This is a genomic window from Streptomyces sp. NBC_01808 (assembly GCF_035917395.1).
Taxonomy (GTDB): domain Bacteria; phylum Actinomycetota; class Actinomycetes; order Streptomycetales; family Streptomycetaceae; genus Streptomyces.
The window spans coordinates 2482977-2502493 of record NZ_CP109072.1; the positions used below are offsets into that span (position 1 = coordinate 2482977).

At 72.5% G+C, this 19517-nt stretch carries 16 protein-coding genes and 2 tRNA genes; 3 read left to right on the plus strand and 15 right to left on the minus strand.

What is annotated here, in order from left to right; translation table 11 throughout:
* Positions 1-29: 29 nt before the first annotated feature.
* The 4 genes from leuS to OG946_RS10540 all read right to left on the minus strand — a co-directional run bounded on the left by leuS (position 30) and on the right by OG946_RS10540 (position 5136).
* Positions 30-2876, minus strand: coding sequence for a leucine--tRNA ligase (gene leuS / locus OG946_RS10525; protein ID WP_326795872.1), 2847 nt, complete (start codon positions 2874-2876; stop codon positions 30-32).
* 173 nt (positions 2877-3049) lie between these two features.
* Positions 3050-3122 (minus strand) — tRNA-Ala (locus OG946_RS10530).
* 40 nt (positions 3123-3162) lie between these two features.
* Positions 3163-3396: a hypothetical protein gene (locus OG946_RS10535; RefSeq protein WP_026276023.1), complete on the minus strand. Its 234-nt coding sequence runs from the start codon at positions 3394-3396 to the stop codon at positions 3163-3165.
* Between the two features lie 246 nt (positions 3397-3642).
* Complete coding sequence (locus tag OG946_RS10540; RefSeq protein ID WP_326795873.1) at positions 3643-5136, minus strand: MFS transporter; 1494 nt, start codon at positions 5134-5136, stop codon at positions 3643-3645.
* A 107-nt stretch (positions 5137-5243) separates the two neighbouring features.
* On the opposite strand from OG946_RS10540, the gene OG946_RS10545 reads away from it, so the two are divergent.
* Positions 5244-6221, plus strand: a complete 978-nt coding sequence (locus OG946_RS10545; RefSeq protein WP_326800204.1) for a helix-turn-helix transcriptional regulator — start codon at positions 5244-5246, stop codon at positions 6219-6221.
* A gap of 108 nt (positions 6222-6329) precedes the next feature.
* On the opposite strand, the gene OG946_RS10550 is transcribed toward OG946_RS10545, so the two are convergent.
* From OG946_RS10550 to OG946_RS10575, 6 genes are all read right to left on the minus strand, one after another.
* A tRNA-Ala gene (locus OG946_RS10550) sits at positions 6330-6402 on the minus strand.
* Between the two features lie 97 nt (positions 6403-6499).
* Positions 6500-7135, minus strand: coding sequence for a histidine phosphatase family protein (locus tag OG946_RS10555; protein WP_326795874.1), 636 nt, complete (start codon positions 7133-7135; stop codon positions 6500-6502).
* Positions 7128-7559: a ribosome silencing factor gene (rsfS, locus tag OG946_RS10560; protein ID WP_047015762.1), complete on the minus strand. Its 432-nt coding sequence runs from the start codon at positions 7557-7559 to the stop codon at positions 7128-7130. The genes OG946_RS10555 and rsfS overlap by 8 nt, the downstream gene beginning before the upstream one ends.
* Positions 7560-7659: 100 nt before the next feature.
* Positions 7660-9345 (minus strand): LCP family protein, encoded by a 1686-nt coding sequence (locus OG946_RS10565; RefSeq protein WP_326795875.1) that lies wholly within the window; start codon positions 9343-9345, stop codon positions 7660-7662.
* A gap of 97 nt (positions 9346-9442) precedes the next feature.
* Positions 9443-10033 carry a nicotinate-nucleotide adenylyltransferase gene (gene nadD / locus OG946_RS10570; RefSeq protein WP_326795876.1) on the minus strand — a complete coding sequence of 197 codons (591 nt, stop codon included), beginning with the start codon at positions 10031-10033 and terminating at the stop codon, positions 9443-9445.
* A gap of 5 nt (positions 10034-10038) precedes the next feature.
* Complete coding sequence (locus OG946_RS10575; protein WP_326795877.1) at positions 10039-10221, minus strand: hypothetical protein; 183 nt, start codon at positions 10219-10221, stop codon at positions 10039-10041.
* Positions 10222-10461: 240 nt separating this feature from the next.
* Here OG946_RS10575 and OG946_RS10580 point away from each other — a divergent pair, with 240 nt between their 5' ends.
* A complete protein-coding gene (locus tag OG946_RS10580) occupies positions 10462-11538 on the plus strand; it encodes a M48 family metallopeptidase (protein ID WP_326795878.1) in 1077 nt (358 codons plus the stop codon).
* Positions 11539-11682: 144 nt separating this feature from the next.
* Here OG946_RS10580 and OG946_RS10585 read toward each other — a convergent pair whose 3' ends face one another.
* The 5 genes from OG946_RS10585 to proB all read right to left on the minus strand — a co-directional run bounded on the left by OG946_RS10585 (position 11683) and on the right by proB (position 16990).
* Entirely contained in the window at positions 11683-12765 is a 1083-nt protein-coding gene (locus tag OG946_RS10585; protein ID WP_326795879.1) for an SCO2583 family membrane protein, read from the minus strand.
* Between the two features lie 167 nt (positions 12766-12932).
* Entirely contained in the window at positions 12933-13427 is a 495-nt protein-coding gene (locus OG946_RS10590; protein ID WP_326795880.1) for an SCO2584 family spore wall biosynthesis protein, read from the minus strand.
* 196 nt (positions 13428-13623) lie between these two features.
* Positions 13624-14901: a glutamate-5-semialdehyde dehydrogenase gene (locus OG946_RS10595; protein WP_326795881.1), complete on the minus strand. Its 1278-nt coding sequence runs from the start codon at positions 14899-14901 to the stop codon at positions 13624-13626.
* Between the two features lie 208 nt (positions 14902-15109).
* A complete protein-coding gene (locus tag OG946_RS10600) occupies positions 15110-15595 on the minus strand; it encodes a hypothetical protein (RefSeq protein WP_326795882.1) in 486 nt (161 codons plus the stop codon).
* 273 nt (positions 15596-15868) lie between these two features.
* Positions 15869-16990, minus strand: coding sequence for a glutamate 5-kinase (proB, locus tag OG946_RS10605; protein WP_326795883.1), 1122 nt, complete (start codon positions 16988-16990; stop codon positions 15869-15871).
* Between the two features lie 347 nt (positions 16991-17337).
* Here proB and OG946_RS10610 point away from each other — a divergent pair, with 347 nt between their 5' ends.
* A complete protein-coding gene (locus tag OG946_RS10610; RefSeq protein WP_326795884.1) occupies positions 17338-19446 on the plus strand; it encodes a hypothetical protein in 2109 nt (702 codons plus the stop codon).
* Positions 19447-19517: the final 71 nt, after the last annotated feature.

The window sequence follows — 19517 nt, forward strand, 5'->3', positions numbered from 1 at the left end:
CGTGCCTCGTACGAAGCCGCCGGGCGGCCTCAGATGACCACGTTCACCAGCTTCGGCGCCCGTACGATCACCTTCCGCACCTGCGCCCCGCCCAGCGCCCGCACCACCGACTCGTCCGCCAGCGCCGCCGCCTCCAGCTCCGCCTCGCTGATGTCGGGCGACACCTCCAGCCGGGCCTTGACCTTGCCCTTGACCTGCACCACGCACGTGACCGTCTCGTCGGCCACGTACCGCGGATCGGCGACCGGGAACGGCTCGTAGACCACCGTCGTGCCGTGCCCCAGCCGGTGCCACAGCTCCTCGGCGACGTGCGGCGCCAGCGGCGCGACCAGCTTCACCAGCGTCTCGGCGACACTCCGCGGCACCGCGGGCAGCTTGGTGACGTGGTTGTTCAGCTCCGTCACCTTCGCGATGGCGGTGTTGAAGCGCAGCCCCGCCATGTCCCTGGTGACCCCGTCGACGGCCTTGTGCACCGCCCGCAGCGTCCCCTCGTCAGGCTCGGCGTCCACGACCGTGACCGCACCGGTCGACTCGTCGACGACGTTGCGCCACAGCCGCTGCAGCAGCCGGTACTGGCCGACGACCGCGCGGGTGTCCCAGGGCCGGGAGACGTCCAGGGGGCCCATCGCCATCTCGTACAGCCGCAGCGTGTCCGCCCCGTACTCGGCACAGATCTCGTCCGGCGTGACGGCGTTCTTCAGGGACTTGCCCATCTTGCCCAGCTCGCGCCTGACCTGCGCGCCGTCGTACCAGTAGCCGCCGTCGCGCTCCTCGACCTCCGCGGCGGGCACCGGGAAGCCGCGGGCGTCGCGGTAGACGTACGCCTGGATCATGCCCTGGTTGAACAGCTTGTGGAACGGCTCGGCGGACGAGACGTACCCCAGGTCGTACAGCACCTTGGACCAGAAGCGGGCGTACAGCAGGTGCAGCACGGCGTGCTCGGCACCGCCGACGTACAGGTCGACGCCGCCGTGCGGCTTGCCCTCGGCCGGGCCCATCCAGGCGCGCTCGATCGCCGGGTCGACCAGCCGCTCGGCGTTGTGCGGGTCCAGGTAGCGCAGCTCGTACCAGCAGGAGCCGGCCCAGTTGGGCATGGTGTTGGTCTCGCGCCGGTAGCGCCGCGGCCCCGATCCGTCGCCCAGGTCCAGGGTGACGTTCACCCAGTCCGCGTTGCGCGACAGGGGCGTCTCGGGGCGGCTGTCGGCGTCGTCCGGGTCGAAGGTGCGCGGCGAGTAGTCCTCGACCTCGGGCAGCTCCAGCGGCAGCATCGACTCGGGCAGGGCGTGGGCGACGTCGTTCTCGTCGTAGACGATCGGGAAGGGCTCGCCCCAGTAGCGCTGGCGGCTGAACAGCCAGTCGCGCAGCCGGAAGCTGACGGTGCCCTCGCCGACGCCGTTGTCCTCCAGCCAGGCGATGATCTTCCGCTTGGCGTCGGTGACCTCCAGGCCGTTCAGGTCGATGCCGTCGCCCGCGGAGTTGATCGCGGGTCCTTCGCCGGTGTACGCCTTGCCGTCCCAGTCCGCGGGCGGCTGCACGGTGCGGATGATGGGCAGCTCGAAGACCTCGGAGAACTCCCAGTCGCGCTGGTCCTGTCCGGGTACGGCCATGATGGCGCCGGTGCCGTAGCCCATCAGGACGTAGTCGGCGATGAAGACGGGGACGCGCTCGCCGTTGACGGGGTTCAGGGCGTACGCGCCGGTGAACACGCCGGTCTTTTCCTTGGCTTCCGCCTGCCGCTCCACGTCGGACTTGGCGGCGGCCTGCACGCGGTACGTCTCCACCGCCTCCGCGGGCGTGGCGTGCCCGCCGGTCCACACCTCGTGGGTGCCCTGCGGCCAGCCGGCCGGGGTGATGCCGTCGACCAGCGGGTGCTCGGGCGCCAGCACCATGTAGGTGGCGCCGAACAGGGTGTCGGGGCGGGTCGTGAAGACGGAGACCTGCGTGCCCTCGTGGCCGTCGACGGGGAAGCCGACGCGGGCGCCCTCGCTGCGGCCGATCCAGTTGCGCTGCTGCAGCTTGATGGCCTCGGGCCAGTCCAGTTCGTCCAGGTCGGCCAGCAGCCGGTCGGCGTAGGCGGTGATCCGCATCATCCACTGCCGCAGGTTCGCCTTGAAGACGGGGAAGTTACCGCGCTCGGAGCGACCGTCCGCGGTGACCTCCTCGTTGGCCAGCACGGTGCCCAGGCCGGGGCACCAGTTGACCGGGGAGTCGGAGGCGTACGCCAGCCGGTAGCCGCTCAGCACCTCGGCGCGCTCCTCGGGCGTCAGCTCGCCCCAGGGGCGCCGGCCGGGCGTCTCGCGCTTGCCGGTCTCGAACTGCTCGACCAGGGTGGCGATCGGGCGGGCGGCGCCGGCCTCCTCGTCGTACCAGGACTCGAAGATCTGCAGGAAGATCCACTGGGTCCATTTGTAGTAGTCCGGGTCGATCGTGGCGAACGACCTGTCCCGGTCATGCCCCAGGCCCAGGCGGCCCAGTTGGCGGCGCATGGAGGCGATGTTCGCCTCGGTGGTGACGCGCGGGTGGGTGCCGGTCTGCACGGCGTACTGCTCGGCGGGCAGGCCGAAGGCGTCGAAGCCCATGGTGTGCAGGACGTCGTGGCCGGTCATGCGCTCGTAGCGGGCGAAGACGTCGGTGGCGATGTACCCCAGCGGGTGGCCCACGTGCAGGCCCGCGCCCGAGGGGTACGGGAACATGTCCATGATGAACTTCCGGGGCCTGTCCGACGCCGCGGCCGTGTCCACCGCGTACGTGCCCTCGCGCTCCCAGAAGTCCTGCCAGCGTCCCTCGATCTCGGCCGCCAGGGCCGCGGTGTAGCGGTGCGGTGCCGTCGCCGGCACTGACTCGGTGGCGGCGGCGGTGGTCGTCTCGCTGCTCATCGTCCTCAAAGCTCCTGGTGGTCTCTGCCTGCGGTCCGGATGCGGAAACGAAAAAACCCCTCGCACAGGAGGGGACGCCGCGCTGAGTGTTTCCTGCCGTCAGCGCGGCCCGCTAAGCAGAAGGCGTCGGGCACGCATGCGCTCAGGATATCGCAGCCTGAAGGGGAGCCGAGTGGAGCTAAGGAGATTCGAACTCCTGACCCCTTGCATGCCATGCAAGTGCTCTACCAACTGAGCTATAGCCCCTGGGCGGGCTTTACCCTACCCCACCGGCGGCGGTGGCAGATCAGGCGGTCGCGAACGAGTAGAAGCGCTTGAGCGTGCAGTGCTCGTCCAGCAGCCGGCCGTAGATCGGCTCACCCTCCAGCTCGCGGTACGTCTCGATGGGATCGCCCTTTATGATCAGCGCCCGCGCGCACTCCTCGCACCAGTACTGGTAGTCGGGGTTGAGCGGCTCCATGTCGCGCACGATGGGGGTGCCGTTTCCGCACCAGTCGCACTTCCTGCTGTGTGCTCCCATCACTCAGCTCCAGCTATGGCCGCAGGCCGTGCACACATAGGACACTCCGCCGTTGTCACCGAGCACCTGCGCGACGTGCGAGGAACCGCAGGCTGGACAGTGCAGGGCGGAGGCGCGGATGGCTCCCGGCCGGCGGGTCTCGGCCGCCGGCTGCCTCCTGGTGGCGCACGAAGGCATCTCGCAGCCCCTCCCTTCGGCTTCCGCCCTGTGAGGATGCTGTGATTCTGCCACGCGCGGCCGAGGTGGTCAGCGCCGATACCGGTACCGAACCCCCGCAAGCAGCCCGAGCACCCCCACAGCGGCCAGCGCGAGCAGCGCGTCCCACACCGCGTCCGCGGAGCTCTGCGCCGTGAGCGCCCCCACGCGCTCCAGATACAGGGTGCCGATCGTCGCCACTCCGATGAGCCCGCCGAGCTGTGCGGTGGTCGTCAGCAGGCCGCTGGCGTGCGGCGCGTCCTCGGTGCGTACGAGCGCGAGCGCGGCCGTCAGGTTGGGGCTGAAGGCCAGCGCGAGACCGAGGCCGACGCCGGTCAGCCCGGCGTAGAAGCCGGGGCCGCCCTCGCCGCCGTCGCGCATCGCAAGCCCCACCGCCAGGAACGACACCGTGAGCGTCACGAAGCCCGCCGGCACCAGCGCCGGGCGCAGCCGCTCCGGCAGCCGCTGCCAGGTAAGCCCGGCGGCCCCGAAGGCGACGGCGGTCGGCACGAAGGTCAGCCCGGCGCGCAGGGGGCCGAAGCCGAGCCCGGACTGCAGATGCAGCGCCATGACGAACATGAACGCGCCGTTGAGCACCATCGCAAGCCCGGAGCGCACCACGGCCACGGGCATCCCCGGCGCACGCACCACGCGCGGAGGGAACAGGGGCACGCCCCCGCGCCGGGCCAGGCCCGACTCGTACACCGCGAAGGCCACCGCCGCCGCGACGCTGCCGCCCAGCATCACCCAGCCCCAGACGGGCCAGTCCAGCTCCTGCCCGAGCACCAGCGGCACGGTGAACAGGGTCACCGCGGCCGCCAGCAGCACCAGCCCGCCGCGGTCGAGGACGCCGCCGTACGGGGCGCCGCCCGCCGCGGGCCGCGGCTCGTCGCGCGGCAGCAGCCGGGCGCCGAGCACCAGCAGCGGCACCCCCACCACCACGTTCACCAGGAACACCGGGCGCCAGCTCCAGCCGAAGAGGTCGGCGCTGACCAGCAGGCCGCCCGCGATCTGCCCCGCGGCCGCGCCGGTGGCCAGGACGGCCGCGTAGACGCCGAGGGCCCGGACCCGCTCGGTGCCCGTGAAGTTGCGCTGGATCAGGCTGAGCACCTGCGGGATCATCGCCGCTGCGCCCGCGCCCTGCACCAGCCGGAACGCGATGAGCTGTCCCGAGGTGGCGGCCAGCCCGCAGGCGAGGGAGGCGGCGGTGAAGAGCACGAGGCCGCCGAGGTACATGCGGCGGTGGCCGAGCATGGCGCCCAGCCGGGCGCCGGTGATCAGCAGCACGGAGTACGAGATGACGTACCCGGCGATGATCAGTTGCAGCTCGGCGCCCGAGGTGCCCAGGTCGGTGCGCATGGTGGGAGCGGCGACGTTGACGATGAAGACGTCGAGCAGCGCCATGAACTGCCCGGCGAGGACGATGCCGAGGAGCCAGCCGGTACGTGTGCCGGGAGCGTTGTCGGTGCCGCGCGCTTTACTGGAGACGGCGGCGGCGCCCGGCGCGCTCCCGCCGGCGGGGGACGTCGTGGTGGTGTCAGGCATACCGCAAGCATCTCCCGCGCGCCGTACTGGTAATGAGAGCCTGCTGATGCTGGTACTGACAGCACCTGGCACGGCGGGCGGAACGCCCTGACCCTGGGGAGATGAGCATGACGACGATGGCGACAGGACGCCGCAGGCCGGAGCTGGCGGCCTTCCTGCGCAGCCGCCGGGCGCGCATCACCCCGGCGGACGTCGGCATGCCGCCGGGACCGCGGCGCCGCACCCCGGGGCTGCGCCGCGAGGAGGTCGCGCAGCTCTCCGGCGTCGGCGTCACCTGGTACACGTGGCTGGAGCAGGGCCGGCGCATCAACGCCAGCCCCCAGGTGCTGGACGCGGTGGCGCGCACCCTGCGCCTGGACGCGATGGAGCGCGAGCACCTGTACCACCTGGCCGAGGTGCCGTACGCGCCCGAGCCGGCCGCCGCCGCCCAGTCCGTCGGCCCCGAGGTGCTGGGGATCCTGGCCGCCATGGACCTTCCCGCGGCGGTCTACAACTCGCGCTATGACGTGCTCGCCGCCAACGGGCTGTACGAGCGGATGTTCCCCGCCGTCCGCGCCGCCGGGCCGCAGGGCCGGAACGTGCTGTGGCAGCTCTTCTCCGCCCGCGCCTGCTGCTGCGCGATGGTCAACCGGGACGAGGAGCTGCCGATACTCGTGGCCACGTTCCGCGGGGCGTACGGGCGGCACGTCGGCGAGCCGTCCTGGGAGCGGCTGATCCGCGCCCTGTCCGAGACCAGCGAGGACTTCGCGGAGATGTGGCGCAGCGGGGACGTGGCGCCGCCGGGCTCGCGCATCAAGGTCGTGCAGCACGCCTCGGTCGGCGAGCTGCGCTGCATGTCGACGTCGCTGTCCATCACGGGCATGCCGGAGACCCGGATCGTCGTCTACACCCCCGCGGACGAGGCGAGCCGCAAGCTGCTCGACTGCCTGCGGACGCTGGCGGACCCGCTGATCGGCTGCCCGGCCCACGCCCGCCCCCTGTCCGAGGAGCGCGCCCGCCAGGCGACGCTGAAGGGGCCGGAAAACGACGAATCCCGCCCCAGCGGGACAGTGCGGGGTGAACAGAGCGCGGGGCTGCCGGAGTGAGGGGTGCGGGTGGCGAAGCCCCCGCCAGGCGCGGACGAAGTCCACGCAGAAGCGACAAAGGCGACATGGTCCGCGCTTTCCGCGGGCACACGTCGCCGGTCGGCTTTGTGGAGCTAAGGAGAATCGAACTCCTGACCTCTTGCATGCCATGCAAGCGCTCTACCAACTGAGCTATAGCCCCTTGCAGTCGCCCTTGCCAGAACTGCGGGGCGAACGAGGTAGAGCTTAGCCGGAAGGGGCCCGGAAACAAAAATCGATTACCGGGGACCGCCCGGGAGCTACGTGTCGTCGCCCAGCACCGGCTCCGGCAGGCTGCCCGCGTTGTGCTCCAGCAGCCGCCAGCCGCGCACCGACTCCCCGAGCACCGACCAACTGCAGTTCGACAGCCCGCCCAGCGCCTCCCAGTTCCGCGGCTCGATGCCCAGCAGCCGCCCGATCGTCGTCCGGATCGTGCCACCGTGGCTGACCACCACCAGCGTGCCGGAGTCCGACAGCTTGTCCGCGTGCCCCAGCACCACCGGCGCCGCCCGGTCCGCGACCTCGGTCTCCAGCTCCCCGCCGCCGCGCCGCACCGGCTCGCCGCGCTTCCACGCCGCGTACTGCTCGCCGTGTTCCGCGATGATCTCCTCGTGCGTGAGCCCCTGCCAGACGCCCGCGTACGTCTCCCGCAGCGCGCTGTCGTACGTCACCTCAAGGTTCGTCAGCGACGCCAGCTCCGCCGCCGTGGCGCGGGTGCGCAGCAGGTCGGAGCAGATCATCGCGTCCGGCCGCAGCGCCGCCAGCAGCCGGGCGGCGCGCCGCGCCTGCAGCACGCCCGCCTCGGTCAGCTCGATGTCGGTCTGGCCCTGGAAGCGCCGCTCCAGGTTCCAGGCAGTCTGGCCGTGCCGCCACAGGACGATCCGGCGGTCACGCATCCCGCCGGGCCCCGTCGCCGTGGGCCTCCGCGTACTCCGCGGCGCGGCCGCGGGTGGCCACCGCGTCCGGCGGCAGGTCCAGCTCGGGGCAGTCCTTCCACAGCCGCTCCAGGGCGTAGAACACCCGCTCCTCGGAGTGCTGCACGTGGACCACGATGTCCGAGTAGTCCAGCAGCACCCAGCGGCCGTCCCGCTCGCCCTCGCGCCGCACCGGCTTGGCGCCGCGCTCCTTCAGCAGCGCCTCCTCGACGCCGTCCACGATGGCCTTGACCTGGCGGTCGTTGGGCGCCGAGGCGAGCAGGAAGGCGTCGGTGATGGCGAGGACGTCGCTGACGTCGTACGCGACGATGTCGTGCGCGAGCTTGTCCGCGGCGGCCTGGGCCGCGGTGCTGACCAGGTCGATGGAGCGGTCCGTTGCGGTCACGGGCAGGGCTGTCCACTTCTGTCGGGAACTCGGGGTATCGCTGCGGATACGTATTCCAGGATCTCACGCCCGTACGACAGCCCCGTGGCTCCCGGCTCCGTCACCCCTCGTAGTCCTGCCCGAGGACGACCACCACGTCGGCGTTGGCCGGCGTCTTGCCCTTGGCCACCGCCTTCTCCGGCAGCCCCAGCGTCTTGGCGACCTGCACGGCCTGCTCCTTCGCCGCCGCGTCCCCGTAGCGCACCTCGGAGGCCGCTGCCGGCTCCGCCGCCTGGCCGCCGTCGACGAAGGTGAAGCCGCCGTTCACCAGCGCGACCTTCGCCGTCTCCGCCGACTTCGCGCTGCCCACGCCGTTCTGCACGCTGACCCGCGCCGCCGTGGCCCCGCCGGGGTTCTTGACCGTGCCGCCCAGGACGTCCTCGACGACCTTCTGCGTGGCCTGCTCGCTCGGCCGCCCGTCGCCCCCGACCTCCAGCGTCTCGGTCGCGTACGCGCCCTCCTTGGCCAGCTCCGACAGCGACGCCAGCGACGCGGCCAGCTCGGCCTCGGAGAGCGACGGGTCCAGGACCATGCCCATGGACTTCACCAGGCTCTTCGCGCCCGCGGTGTCGCTCGGCAGCTTCTTCAGCACGGCCTCCATGACCTGCCCGAAGCGCTGCAACTGCGCCGTCTGCGGCTCGCCGTCCGCCTGGTGGGTGGCGTAGGCGATGGCCTCCTCGCCGTTGAGCCTGCGCTTCTGGCCCTTCTCGACCAGCGGATCTTCGCCCTTCTTCGCGCCGGGCACGGTCGCGTCGGCGTCGAGGGTGATGCCGCCGACGCCCTCCACGAGGATCTCCAGATACGGGGTGTCCAGCCGCCAGCTTCCCTTGATCTGCGAGCCGAGGAGCGCGTCGATCGCGTCCCGGGTGGCGCCCGCGCCCTGCTCGTCGACGGCCTGGCCGAGGGTGGTGGCGGTACCGTCGTCGCCGGAGACGGCGAGGTCGTTGGGCAGCAGCACGGTGGTGCCCTTGCCGGTGGTGGCATTGTTCACGAGCAGCGCGGTGGCGCTGCCGCCGCCGTCGGTGTCGTGCAGGTGCACCACGAGGGTGTCGCGCTTCTCCTCCCCCGCCTCCGCCGGCGCCGCGTCGCCGCCGACGAAGGGGAGGCGGTCGGTGGCCCACAGATAGCCGGTGCCGCCGAGCACGGCGAGGACCATGACGAGCAGCAGCGCGACGCGGCGGTTGCGGCCGCGCCGCTTGGCCTCCTCGCGGCGCTCGGTGCGGCTCTCGGTGAACTTCAGCCAGTCGATGACGTCTTCCGAGGACTCGGTCTCGTCCTCGACGAAGGAGAACTGCTCGGTGGCGTACTCGCGCGGCTCGTGCGGCGGCCGGCCCTGGCCGGGGGGCTCCTCCCCGGGCGGGCGCTGCTGCGGGATGCGCCCCCACTCGCCGTCGGGCGGTACGGGCGTCACGGGCTGCTCGCCGGAGTGGGCGGCGGGGCCGTAGGGGTCGTAGTCGTAGTCGTACCCGACGGCCGGGGGCGGGGCCTGCGGGGCGTAGTGCTGCTGCGCCCGGGGGGCCTGGGGCGGGTAGGCGGCGCTCTGCCGGGGCGGGGGCGGCTGCTGGGCGTACGGGTCGTAGTCGTACCCGTAGCCGGAGGACGGCTCCGGGTAGCCCTGGGCGCCGGGGTCCTGGGGGGCGTCCTGCCGGTCGTAGTCGTAGCCCTGCTGTCCGTACGGGTCGTAGCCGCGGGCGTAGGGGTCCTGGTACGGGTCGTGGCCCTGCGGGCCGCGGTATCCGTCGTTCACTGGTGCCCCTTCCATAATGGGCAATCCCCGCCCATGGTTCCCCCGTGCTTACCCTTCGCTCCCCGTGCGGCCCCCGCCGCTTCGTAGATCCTGCGCGTCAATCGACGTCGCGGTAAAGCCTTCGCTTGTTGATGTAGCGCACAACGCCGTCAGGCACCAAATACCAGACGGGTTCGTCCCGAGCCACCCGTTCACGGCAATCCGTGGACGAGATGGCGAGCGCGGGAACCTCGACCAACGACACCCTGCCCTCGGGCAGTCCGGGGTCGTGCAACCGGTGACCCGGCCTGGTCACCCCGATGAAGTGGGCCAGCGAGAACAGTTCCTCCGCGCCCCGCCAGGTGAAGATCTGGGAGAGCGCGTCCGCGCCCGTGATGAAGAACAGCTCCGCCTCCGGTTCGAGCTCGTGCAGCTCCCGGAGGGTGTCGATCGTGAACGTCGGCCCTTCGCGGTCGATGTCGATGCGGCTGACCGAGAACTGCGGGTTCGACGCCGTGGCGATCACGGTCATCAGATAGCGGTCCTCGCGCGGCGAGACCACCTTGTCGCTCTTCTGCCACGGCTCGCCCGTGGGCACGAAGATCACCTCGTCGAGGCGGAAGCGGGCGGCGACCTCGCTCGCCGCCACCAGGTGACCGTGGTGGATGGGATCGAACGTCCCGCCCATCACGCCCAGTCTGCGTCTCACCGCCCTCAGCGGTCCCGGTTGAAGCGGGTGGTGATGAAGAGCAGGAGGAGCAGGATGAACAGCGTGCTCCCGCCAACGAAGTACGGGTTCAGGCTGGCGTGGTTGCTCTCGTGCTCGCCGCCGCCACCGCTCTCGGATGCGGAGGCGAGGGTCACGGCGAGGTCGTGGGCGGCGGTCAGAGCGCTCATGGTCACGGTGGCCAATCCGGTGTCGTCGGGTGGGCGTGCCTCGACATCGTAAGCGGGTCCGCGGCCCGCTCCCACGTCGGCTCCGCCATCGGGGGGCGCCGGCCGCGGCCGGCGCCGCGGACGCCGAGGTCACCGTGCGGTACGGATGCCGTGACGAACCTGCTACGGAACTCCCGGCCACGCCGGCCCGTTGTCGCACTAGCCTTGGGGGTCAGACGTACGGGGAGGGGACGGACAGACATGCCTGAACTCAACAAGAACGTGCCGAGCCGAGAACGCAGGAGGTTCCCGGGCATCTCGTCCCGGGCGTACGAGCACCCGGCCGACCGCTCCGCGCTCGTCTCGCTGCGCAAGCTCACCGGCTTCGACAAGGTGTTCAAGGCGATCAGCGGCATGCTGCCGGAGCGCTCGCTGCGGCTGCTGTTCCTCTCCGACTCGGTGCGGGTCAGCGACCAGCAGTTCCAGCACCTGCACGACATGCTGCGCGACGCCTGTTACATCCTGGACCTCGACAAGGTCCCGCAGATGTACGTCAAGCAGGACCCCCAGCCCAACGCGATGTGCATCGGCATGGACGAGCCGATCATCGTCGTCACCACCGGCCTCGTCGAGCTGCTCGACGAGGAGGAGATGCGGGCCGTCGTCGGGCACGAGGTGGGCCACGCGCTGTCCGGCCACTCGGTGTACCGCACGATCATGCTCTTCCTCACCAACCTCGCCCTCGCCCTCGCCTGGATCCCGCTGGGCGCCCTGGCGATACGGGCCATCATCGCCGCGCTGCTGGAGTGGTTCCGCAAGTCGGAGCTGTCCGCGGACCGCGCCGGGCTGCTCGTCGGGCAGGACCTGGAGGCGTCGATGCGCGGGCTGATGAAGCTCGCCGGCGGCAACCACCTGCACCAGATGAACATCGACGCGTTCCTCCAGCAGGCCGAGGAGTACGACAAGGGCGGCGACGTCCGCGACTCCGTCCTGAAGATCCTCAACGTGCTGCCGCGCAGCCACCCGTTCACCACCATCCGCGCCGCCGAGCTGAAGAAGTGGTCGGAGAGCCGCGACTACCAGCGGATCATGGACGGCCACTACCCGCGGCGCGACGAGGACAAGGACGCCTCCGCGCGCGAGTCCTTCCGCGAGTCCGCCAGCAGCTACGCGGACACGGTGAAGAACAGCAAGGACCCGCTGCTGCGGCTCGTGAACGACATCGCGGGCGGCACCGCCGACATAGGCGGCAAGCTGCGGGACCGCTTCAACAACCGCGGCTCCGGCGGCTCCGCCCCGGCGGACGGCTCCGGCCCCGCGGACCCCTCGCCCAACTGAGCACCGTCCCCCTCCGCTCAGCGAGCACAAACCGTACGCAAGCCGCCGCCCCCTCGTCCCGGGGGCGGCGGCGTCGTTCGTTGCGGCGTGTGTCGTCGTCGTACGGGACGCACGCTCCGCGCCTCCGGCCCGTACCCGCGCGCGCTACGGCGCCTTCGCCGCCTGACCCGTGTCCAGCACCCCGCACAGCGACCCGCTCAGCTGCCCCGGCGTCGCGAACGGGTTGGTCCCGTGCGGCGTCTTCCGGGGGTCCCGCTCGCCGGCCAGCAGCGGCCGCAGATACGCCGAGGCGTCCGCGGTGCACGCCAGCGGCCCGGCGGTCAGCGCGGTCTCGGCCAGCTCCAGTTGCCGGTCGCGCAGGTCGTCGTGGTCGAAGCGGATGCGCACCTGGCGGCGCACGGTGAACAGCGACGCCTCCGCCTTGGGCGTCCCGGCGGACGTCTTCGCGGGGCGCAGCACGTAGACGAAGACGTGGTCCGCGCTGACCTCCAGCTCCTGGTCGCTGACCTCCGCGAACGTCACCGCGCCGTCGACCCGTACCTTCCGGTCGGCCAGCCGCACGTGCTCGGGGTCGAAGCGGACCATCCAGCCGGTCGCGGCGTGTCTGCCGTCGTCGGCGGGGCGGGCGAGGCTCTGGTCGAACTGGCCGTGCTGCTGCGGGTCGAGCTGGATCCGCACGTCGCGGACGTTGTCACCGGTGAGGGTGCGGACGTCGACCGCGGAGGTGACGAGGTAGTCCTTGCTGGCGGTGAGCGCCTGGACGACCTGCTCCTCGGTGAAGTTCCGGGTCGCGTCCGGGTCCGGCAGGTCGATGCCGTCTGCGCCGGTGCCGAAGTCCGCGGCGGGGCTGCCGGCGATCAGCTCGTCGGGCTCGCCGCCGGGCACCGGGCCGTCGGGCGTCAGCGGGACGACGGTGCTGCGCAGCGGCGCCGCGGCGGGGGCGCCGGGCTGCCGGTAGGGCATGCGTACGCCCATGTAGATGGCGGTGCCGAAGGCGAGCGCGATGAGCAGGACGAGCACCAGGGCCTGCCGGGAGGCGCCGGGCCGCTGGGGGCGGCGGCTGCGTACGGCGGGGGCGTGGTCGCCGACGCGCTCGCGGGCGGAGTACTCCTCCAGGCGGGCAGCGTTGACGAACGCCTCATCGAAGACGATGGAGCGGTATTCGTCGTCTCCGCCTCCGGGGGCGCGCTCGGGTGTCCCGTCGGGCGGGCCTTCGTGCCCGGCCATATACAGAAGAGTAGGTCCGCGGCGCCCCCCGTAAACCGGCGCGTCAACGCCAACTTGCCGCTGCGCCGGGCGGGTGAGGAGCAATCGGGCGGAAGCGGTTGCGGCAGATCGAAGGCGACGCTCGCGCGGAGGTCGCGCAAGGGGTTCCGCAGGGGGTGAGCGCGGTGTCAGCGCGGTGACAGCGACGGTTCGAGGGCGTCCGCGCCGGTCGTGGCCGAGGGGCTGGAGCCGCCGGGGGGCGGGGCGTCGTCGCGGCCGTCGGGGCCGGAACGGTACACGGCGGCGAAGGACAGCGCGACTATGCCGACGCCGAGGAGGAGGGCGAGCAGCAGGGCGACGGGGCGCTGCCAGTGCCCGTGGCCGCGGTACGGGCGCAGGGCGCCGCCGTAGGGGCCGTACGGGTCGGGGGCGTCCGGGTCGTCCCAGCCGTCGTATATCCGGTCGTCGCTCGACGCGTCGTCGAGGACGGCCTCCGCCTGTGCCCGCGCCTCCGCGGCGCCGACCATGCGCTCCACGGCGCTGGGCTCGTGGAAGTGGGCCGAACGGACGAAGTCCTCGTCGAGCACCACGGCGGCGAACTCTTCGTCCGCGCCTCCGTGGTGGTGGCTGTCGGGCTCGTCACCGTCGGCGTACGGTGGCCTGCCCCCCACATCGTCCGGCACCCGACCAGCGTAAACCGGGACAGTCGGGATGCGCCAGGCAGCGCGGGGATCCGGGCGAAGGGTCCCGGCCACCCCGGCGGACCCGCGCCGCCGGCGGGACGGGCCTGAGAAGCGCCTGTACGGCCTCCTCCCGGCCCGGACGCTTCCGCACGGACTCGTGGCGCCCCACTGGGCCGTTCGGCGGCGGGGCGCCCTGCTACTGGCCCTTGAGCTGGCCGTCGCCCGTGACGACGTACTTCGTCGAGGTCAGCTCCGGCAGCCCCATCGGCCCGCGGGCGTGCAGCTTCTGGGTGGAGATGCCGATCTCCGCGCCGAAGCCGAACTCCGCGCCGTCGGTGAACCGGGTGGAGGCATTCACCATGACCGCCGCGGAGTCCACCAGGGAGGTGAAGCGGCGGGCCGCGCCGGTGTCGCGGGTGACGACGGCCTCGGTGTGCCCGGAGGACCAGCGGCGGATGTGCGCCACCGCGTCGTCCAGGGAGCGCACCACGGCCGCGGCGATGTCGTACGACAGGTACTCCGTGGCCCAGTCCTCGTCGTCGGCGAGCTGCACCTCCACGCCGGCCGCGGCGCCCGCCTTCACCCAGGCGTCGTCGCCGTGCACGGTGACGCCCGCGGCCTCCAGGGCCCGCAGGGCGCGGGGCAGGAAGGCGTCGGCCACGGCCTGGTGGACGAGGACGGTCTCGGCGGCGTTGCAGACGCTGGGGCGCTGCGCCTTGGAGTTGACGAGGATCTTCTCGGCGAGGTCGAGGTCGGCGTGCTCGTCCACGTACACGTGGCAGTTGCCCGTGCCGGTCTCGATCACCGGGACCGCGGACTCCTCGACGACGGTGCGGATGAGGCCCGCGCCGCCGCGCGGGATCAGCACGTCGACCAGGCCGCGGGCGCGCATCAGCTCGTGCACGGACTCCCGGCCCTGCCCGGGCACCAACTGCACCGCGTCCGGCGGCAGCCCGGCCGACGCCACCGCGTCGCGCAGCACAGCGACGAGGGCGGTGTTCGAGGCGTACGCGGAGGAGGAACCGCGCAGCAGCACCGCGTTGCCCGACTTCAGGCACAGGGCGGCCGCGTCCACGGTGACGTTGGGCCGGCCCTCGTAGATGATGCCGGCGACGCCCAGCGGCACCCGCACCTGGCGCAGCTCCAGGCCGTTCGGCAGCGTGGAGCCGCGGACCACCTCGCCGACGGGGTCCGGCAGCTTGGCGACGTCACGGACGTCGGAGGCGACGCCCGCGATGCGCTCCTCGGTCAGCGTCAGCCGGTCCACGATCGCGTCGGAGACCCCGTCGGCCCGCGCCCGGGCGACGTCCTCGGCGTTGGCCGCGACGACCTCCGCGGCGCGCGCCTGAAGCGCGTCGGCGACGGCCAGCAGGGCGGCGTCCTTGGCCGCGCGGGGCAGCGGGGCGATCATCGCCGCCGCGGTACGCGCCCGCTGGGCGGCCTGGCGGACCGGGGACTGGGTTTCGCTGCTCATGCCGAGCAGGGTAGTCGGCGGTGCCGACATCGCGGACGGGCCGTATCACTCCGCGAGACGCGGCACCGGCGGGTGCGTGCTCCCGCGCTTCACCTCGTGCGCGTGCGCCGGTAGCCGCCCCAGGGCGCGGAGCTGCCGCGCGCGCCGGGGCGTACGCCCCCCGTACCGCCCGCTACGGACCGCGCCGCCCCCGGCCCCCCGCGGCGGCTCAGAACGGATGCACCCCCACCGGCACCGCCGGGGCGGGCCCGTACCCGTCGGCGATGCGCTGGTGGTACGTCTCCCGGGCGATCACCTCAAGCCCCACGATCTCCCACGGCGGCAACTGCGCCGACGCCCGGTGCTCCCCCCAGAGCCGCAGCGCCACGGCCGCCGCGTCGTGCAGGTCGCGGGCCTCTTCCCAGTAGCGGATCTCGGCGTGGTCGTTGGCATAGCGGCTGGTCAGCAGGAAGGGATGGTCGTGCGCTAGCCGTTCGAGACCGCGTCTGATCTCCTTCAGCGGGGCCTCGGGTCCTGCGACGCTCAGCGTGACGTGCCACAGCCGGTGGGCACCGTCGACGGCGGGCCCGTCGGCGTCCGCCGCGGTCGCCGGCTCCTCCGCGCTGCCCGCATGCCCGCCTCCGGTCCCCTGGACGCTGGTCAACGTCCGCTGTGCCGTTCCCCAGGGCAGCGCCCCTGGACGCCCTTGTGTCACGGGCGGCCTCCTGAATACGAGTCTGCAACGGGCTGCGCGCCACGGCAGCCCCATACAACAAAGTTGACCAGCCGACGCGCCCGCCCGTGGTGCTTTTGCCCAAGGTCTCTGCCGGGACACCGGTTTTTTCGCGCGCCGCGCGCCGGTCTCACGCGGGGTACGGCGCCCGTCGTGCGGCACCTGCCGCGCCCCGCCGGTCAACCGTCAGTTATCGCCCGCCACTTGTGGCACCTCAGTTGTCGCCTGCGCCTGCCGCGCCGCACCGCTCGCGCCTCACTTATCGAGCACCACGAGGTCGTCCCGGTGCACGACCTCGCGCTCGTACGCCGGGCCCAGCTCCTTGGCCAGCTCGCGGGTGGAGCGCCCCAGCAGCCGCGGCAGCTCCTCGGCGTCGAAGGCGACGAGCCCGCGCGCGACCGCCCGGCCCGAGGTGTCCCGCAGCTCCACCGGGTCGCCCGCGGTGAACCTGCCCTCCACCTCCTTGATCCCCGCCGGCAGCAGCGACGTGCGCCGCTCGGTCACGGCCCGTACCGCGCCTTCGTCCAGCACCAGCGCCCCCAGCGGGGCGGAGGCGTGCGCGAGCCACAGCAGCCGGCCGCGGGCGCGCCGCCCGGTGGGGTGGAAGTACGTGCCGGTGGGCTGCCCGGCCAGCGCCGCGTCCGCGTACACGGCGGACGTCAGCACGACGGGCACGCCCTCGCCGGTGGCGATCCTGGCGGCCTCCACCTTGGTCACCATGCCGCCCGTGCCCACCCCGGCCCGCCCGGCGGACCCCAGCCGGACCCCGGCCAGCTCGCCGCGGTGGCGCACCTCGGCGATGCGGGAGGCGCCCGGGGCGCTCGGCGGGCCGTCGTAGAGGCCGTCGACGTCGGAGAGGAGCACCAGCAGGTCGGCGCGGGCCAGGTGGGCGACGAGGGCGGCGAGCCGGTCGTTGTCGCCGAAGCGGATCTCCTCGGTGGCCACGGTGTCGTTCTCGTTGACGACGGGCACCGCGCCCATGGCCAGCAGTTGCTCCAGGGTGCGCTGCGCGTTGCGGTAGTGGGTGCGGCGGCTCATGTCGTCCGTGGTCAGCAGCACCTGCCCGACGCGCCTGGCGTAGCGGGCGTACGAGGCGGTGTAGCGGGCCATGAGCAGCCCCTGCCCGACGCTGGCCGCCGCCTGCTGCCTGGCCAGGTCGCGGGGGCGCTTGCCGAGCCCCAGCGGCGCCAGCCCGGCGGCGATGGCCCCGGAGCTGACCAGCACGATCTCCCGGTCGCCGTGCTTGGCGAGCGCGTCCACCAGGGCGTCGACCCGGTCCGCGTCCAGCCCGCCGGCCGCCGTGGTCAGCGAGGACGACCCCACCTTCACGACGATCCTGCGGGCACCCGCCGCGGCTTCCCGACTCGCCCCTGCCACCTGTACCCCTGCGCTTTCCCGGCCCGCGTCCCATACGTACGGAACTGCGAATCTACGCCACCGCCCGGCCGCCCCGCGGCGCCGTCCCACGGTACGGACACCCGCCCGGACACTTCCCCACGGGAATCCGCAGGTGCGCCGCCCCCGAATTCTTGGGCTGATATCAGAAACGAAATGACCATCAAGGACCGGTACACGCATTTGCGCCCGATTGGCGGCCCATGCCGGGTGGAGAATTGTCTCCTGCCCCGTGACCGTCATACGGTCTGGGGTCAACTCCCTACCACCCCCGGAACCAGGCGGTCCCGGGACCGTCCTCACGACCTCCCTGCCAGGAGTCAGCACCCGTGCCTTTCGCCGGTATCGCCCCCCGCCGCGCCGTGCAGCTCATGGCGCTGACAACGCTGCTAGCAGCGTATTGCGCGCAGCTCGTCGGCGCGCTCAAGCCCAACGTGCCCCTGCTCGTCGCCGCGGCCGCGGGCGGCCTCGCCCTCGACCTCTATCTGCAGCACCGGCAGCCCGGGCTGCTCTCCCTGCTCAGCAGGGTCCGCTTCGACGTCATGGTCCGCCAGTTGCTGCGCGACATGCTCATCCTCTTCGGCCTGCTGCAGATCGACGGCATCGAGCCGCTGCGGGAGCAGTCCGCGCTGACGGTCATGCTGCTGTCGTCGTACCTGGTGCACTTCCTCATCCAGGGCGTCACGATCATGGTGCGCCGGGACCGCACCGTGCCGGTCGTCACCCGGAACATCGACGTCTCCGCGCTGGGCCTCGCGCCCGCGCCGCCGCGGATCCTCGCCCGCCGCTCCAGCCACCGCCTGCTGTACCTCTCCGTGCCGGTCACGGTCGGGCTGCTGACCACCGCCTCCACCGCGGACGCGGTGTGGGGCGTGCTGGGCCTCGGCATCTCGCTGGCGCTGAGCGTGGGCGGCGCCCTGTACCTGTCGACCTGGCTGCTGCCCGCCAAGCGCACGGCCGACGACCAGCGGGTACGCGAGTGGTTCGTCGGCTGGCTGCAGGAGTACCAGCCGACGGTGGGCCTCTACTTCTCCGGCGGCGCCACCTCCGCGTACCAGGCCAACATGTGGGTGTCCACGCTGGCCGCCCTCGACGGCAGGCCGCTGATCGTGCTTCGCGAGCGCTTCATGGTGCAGAAGATCACCGCCACCGACGTGCCGATCGTCTGCCTGCCCAAGGTCGCCGACCTGATGCTGCTGGAGCACTCGACGCTGAAGATGCTGCTGCACCCGGCGAACTCCGGGAAGACCTCGCAGGTGCTGCGCATCCCCACCATCAAGCACGCCTTCACCAATCACGGCGAGAGCGACAAGCTGTCGAGCTGCAACCCGTACGCCAAGGCGTACGACGAGGTGTGGGTGGCGGGCCCCGCGGCCCGCGCCCGCTACCAGCTCGCCGACATCGGCGTCGACGACCGCGACGTGGTGGAGGTCGGCCGCCCGCAGCTCGCCCCGATCCTGCCGTACGCGGGACCGCCGCCCGCCGGCGGCCTGACCACCGTGCTGTACGCCCCCACCTGGGAGGGCTGGGACGGCAACCCCGGCAACACCTCCGTCGTGCTGGCCGGCGAGAACATCGTGCGCGAGCTGCTCGCCGACCCCAAGGTGCGGCTGCTGTACAAGCCGCACCCGCTGACCGGCTCGGTCGACCCGCGCGCGGGCGAGGCCAACAAACGGATCCAGGCGATGATCACCGAGGCGAACGCCGCCATGGTCGCCGAGGCCGCCGCCGGCCAGGCCGAGGGCGGCCGGGGCGCCGAGCGGCCGGGCCCCGAGGCCGCCGCCGAGCTGGCCCGGGTGCAGGCGGAGCTGGACGGGCTGGCCACCACGTCCTTCAGGACCGGCGCCGACGAGATCGAGCGGATGCTGATGCAGTCCTCCCCCGAGGCCGGCCGGGCCGAGGCCGTGCAGGCCGCGACCGCCGCCTGGGAGGAGGCGTACTGGGCCTCGCTGCCCGCCTGGGAGCACCAGATCATCACCGACTCCCGCCCCGGCATCTACGCCTGCTTCAACGTCGCGGACGTGCTGATCAGCGATGTCTCCAGCGTCATCTCCGACTACCTGACCAGCGAGAAGCCGTACGCGGTCGCCAACACCAGCGGGCTGACGGAGGCGGAGTTCAAGGCGGAGTTCCCGACCGTACGGGCCGGCACCATCCTCGGCCCGCAGGCGAAGCAGATCCCCGCCCTGCTGGAGGCCGTCCGCGACCCGGAGCACGACACGCTGGTACGGGCCCGCGCGGAGCTGAAGGAGCACCTGCTGGGACCGTCGGAACCGCCGTCGCTGGTGCGCTTCAACGCCGCCGCGGTGGCGCTGTGTGCCAAGGCGGACGCGCGCGCGGCGCGCATCGACGCGCGAGGGGAGTCTGATATCCCTTCTCAACGTCGGGACGCGGCGGAGGAGATGGAGCTGGAGCCGGAGGAGCCGGCGGGCGTCTAGGCCGCGTCCCCGACACGGACCCGGTAACGGAGGAGGACGCCGACGCGATCGCGGAGGCGCGCGTCGACCCG

Excerpts from the sequence above, each read along its gene's own strand:
- leuS (WP_326795872.1), bottom strand. The coding sequence starts at position 2,876 with ATGAGCAGCGAGACGACCACCGCCGCCGCCACCGAGTCAGTGCCGGCG.
- OG946_RS10535 (WP_026276023.1), bottom strand. The coding sequence starts at position 3,396 with ATGGGAGCACACAGCAGGAAGTGCGACTGGTGCGGAAACGGCACCCCC.
- OG946_RS10540 (WP_326795873.1), bottom strand. The coding sequence starts at position 5,136 with ATGCCTGACACCACCACGACGTCCCCCGCCGGCGGGAGCGCGCCGGGC.
- OG946_RS10545 (WP_326800204.1), top strand. The coding sequence starts at position 5,244 with ATGACGACGATGGCGACAGGACGCCGCAGGCCGGAGCTGGCGGCCTTC.
- OG946_RS10555 (WP_326795874.1), bottom strand. The coding sequence starts at position 7,135 with ATGCGTGACCGCCGGATCGTCCTGTGGCGGCACGGCCAGACTGCCTGG.
- OG946_RS10575 (WP_326795877.1), bottom strand. The coding sequence starts at position 10,221 with ATGAGCGCTCTGACCGCCGCCCACGACCTCGCCGTGACCCTCGCCTCC.
- OG946_RS10580 (WP_326795878.1), top strand. The coding sequence starts at position 10,462 with ATGCCTGAACTCAACAAGAACGTGCCGAGCCGAGAACGCAGGAGGTTC.
- OG946_RS10585 (WP_326795879.1), bottom strand. The coding sequence starts at position 12,765 with ATGGCCGGGCACGAAGGCCCGCCCGACGGGACACCCGAGCGCGCCCCC.
- OG946_RS10595 (WP_326795881.1), bottom strand. The coding sequence starts at position 14,901 with ATGAGCAGCGAAACCCAGTCCCCGGTCCGCCAGGCCGCCCAGCGGGCG.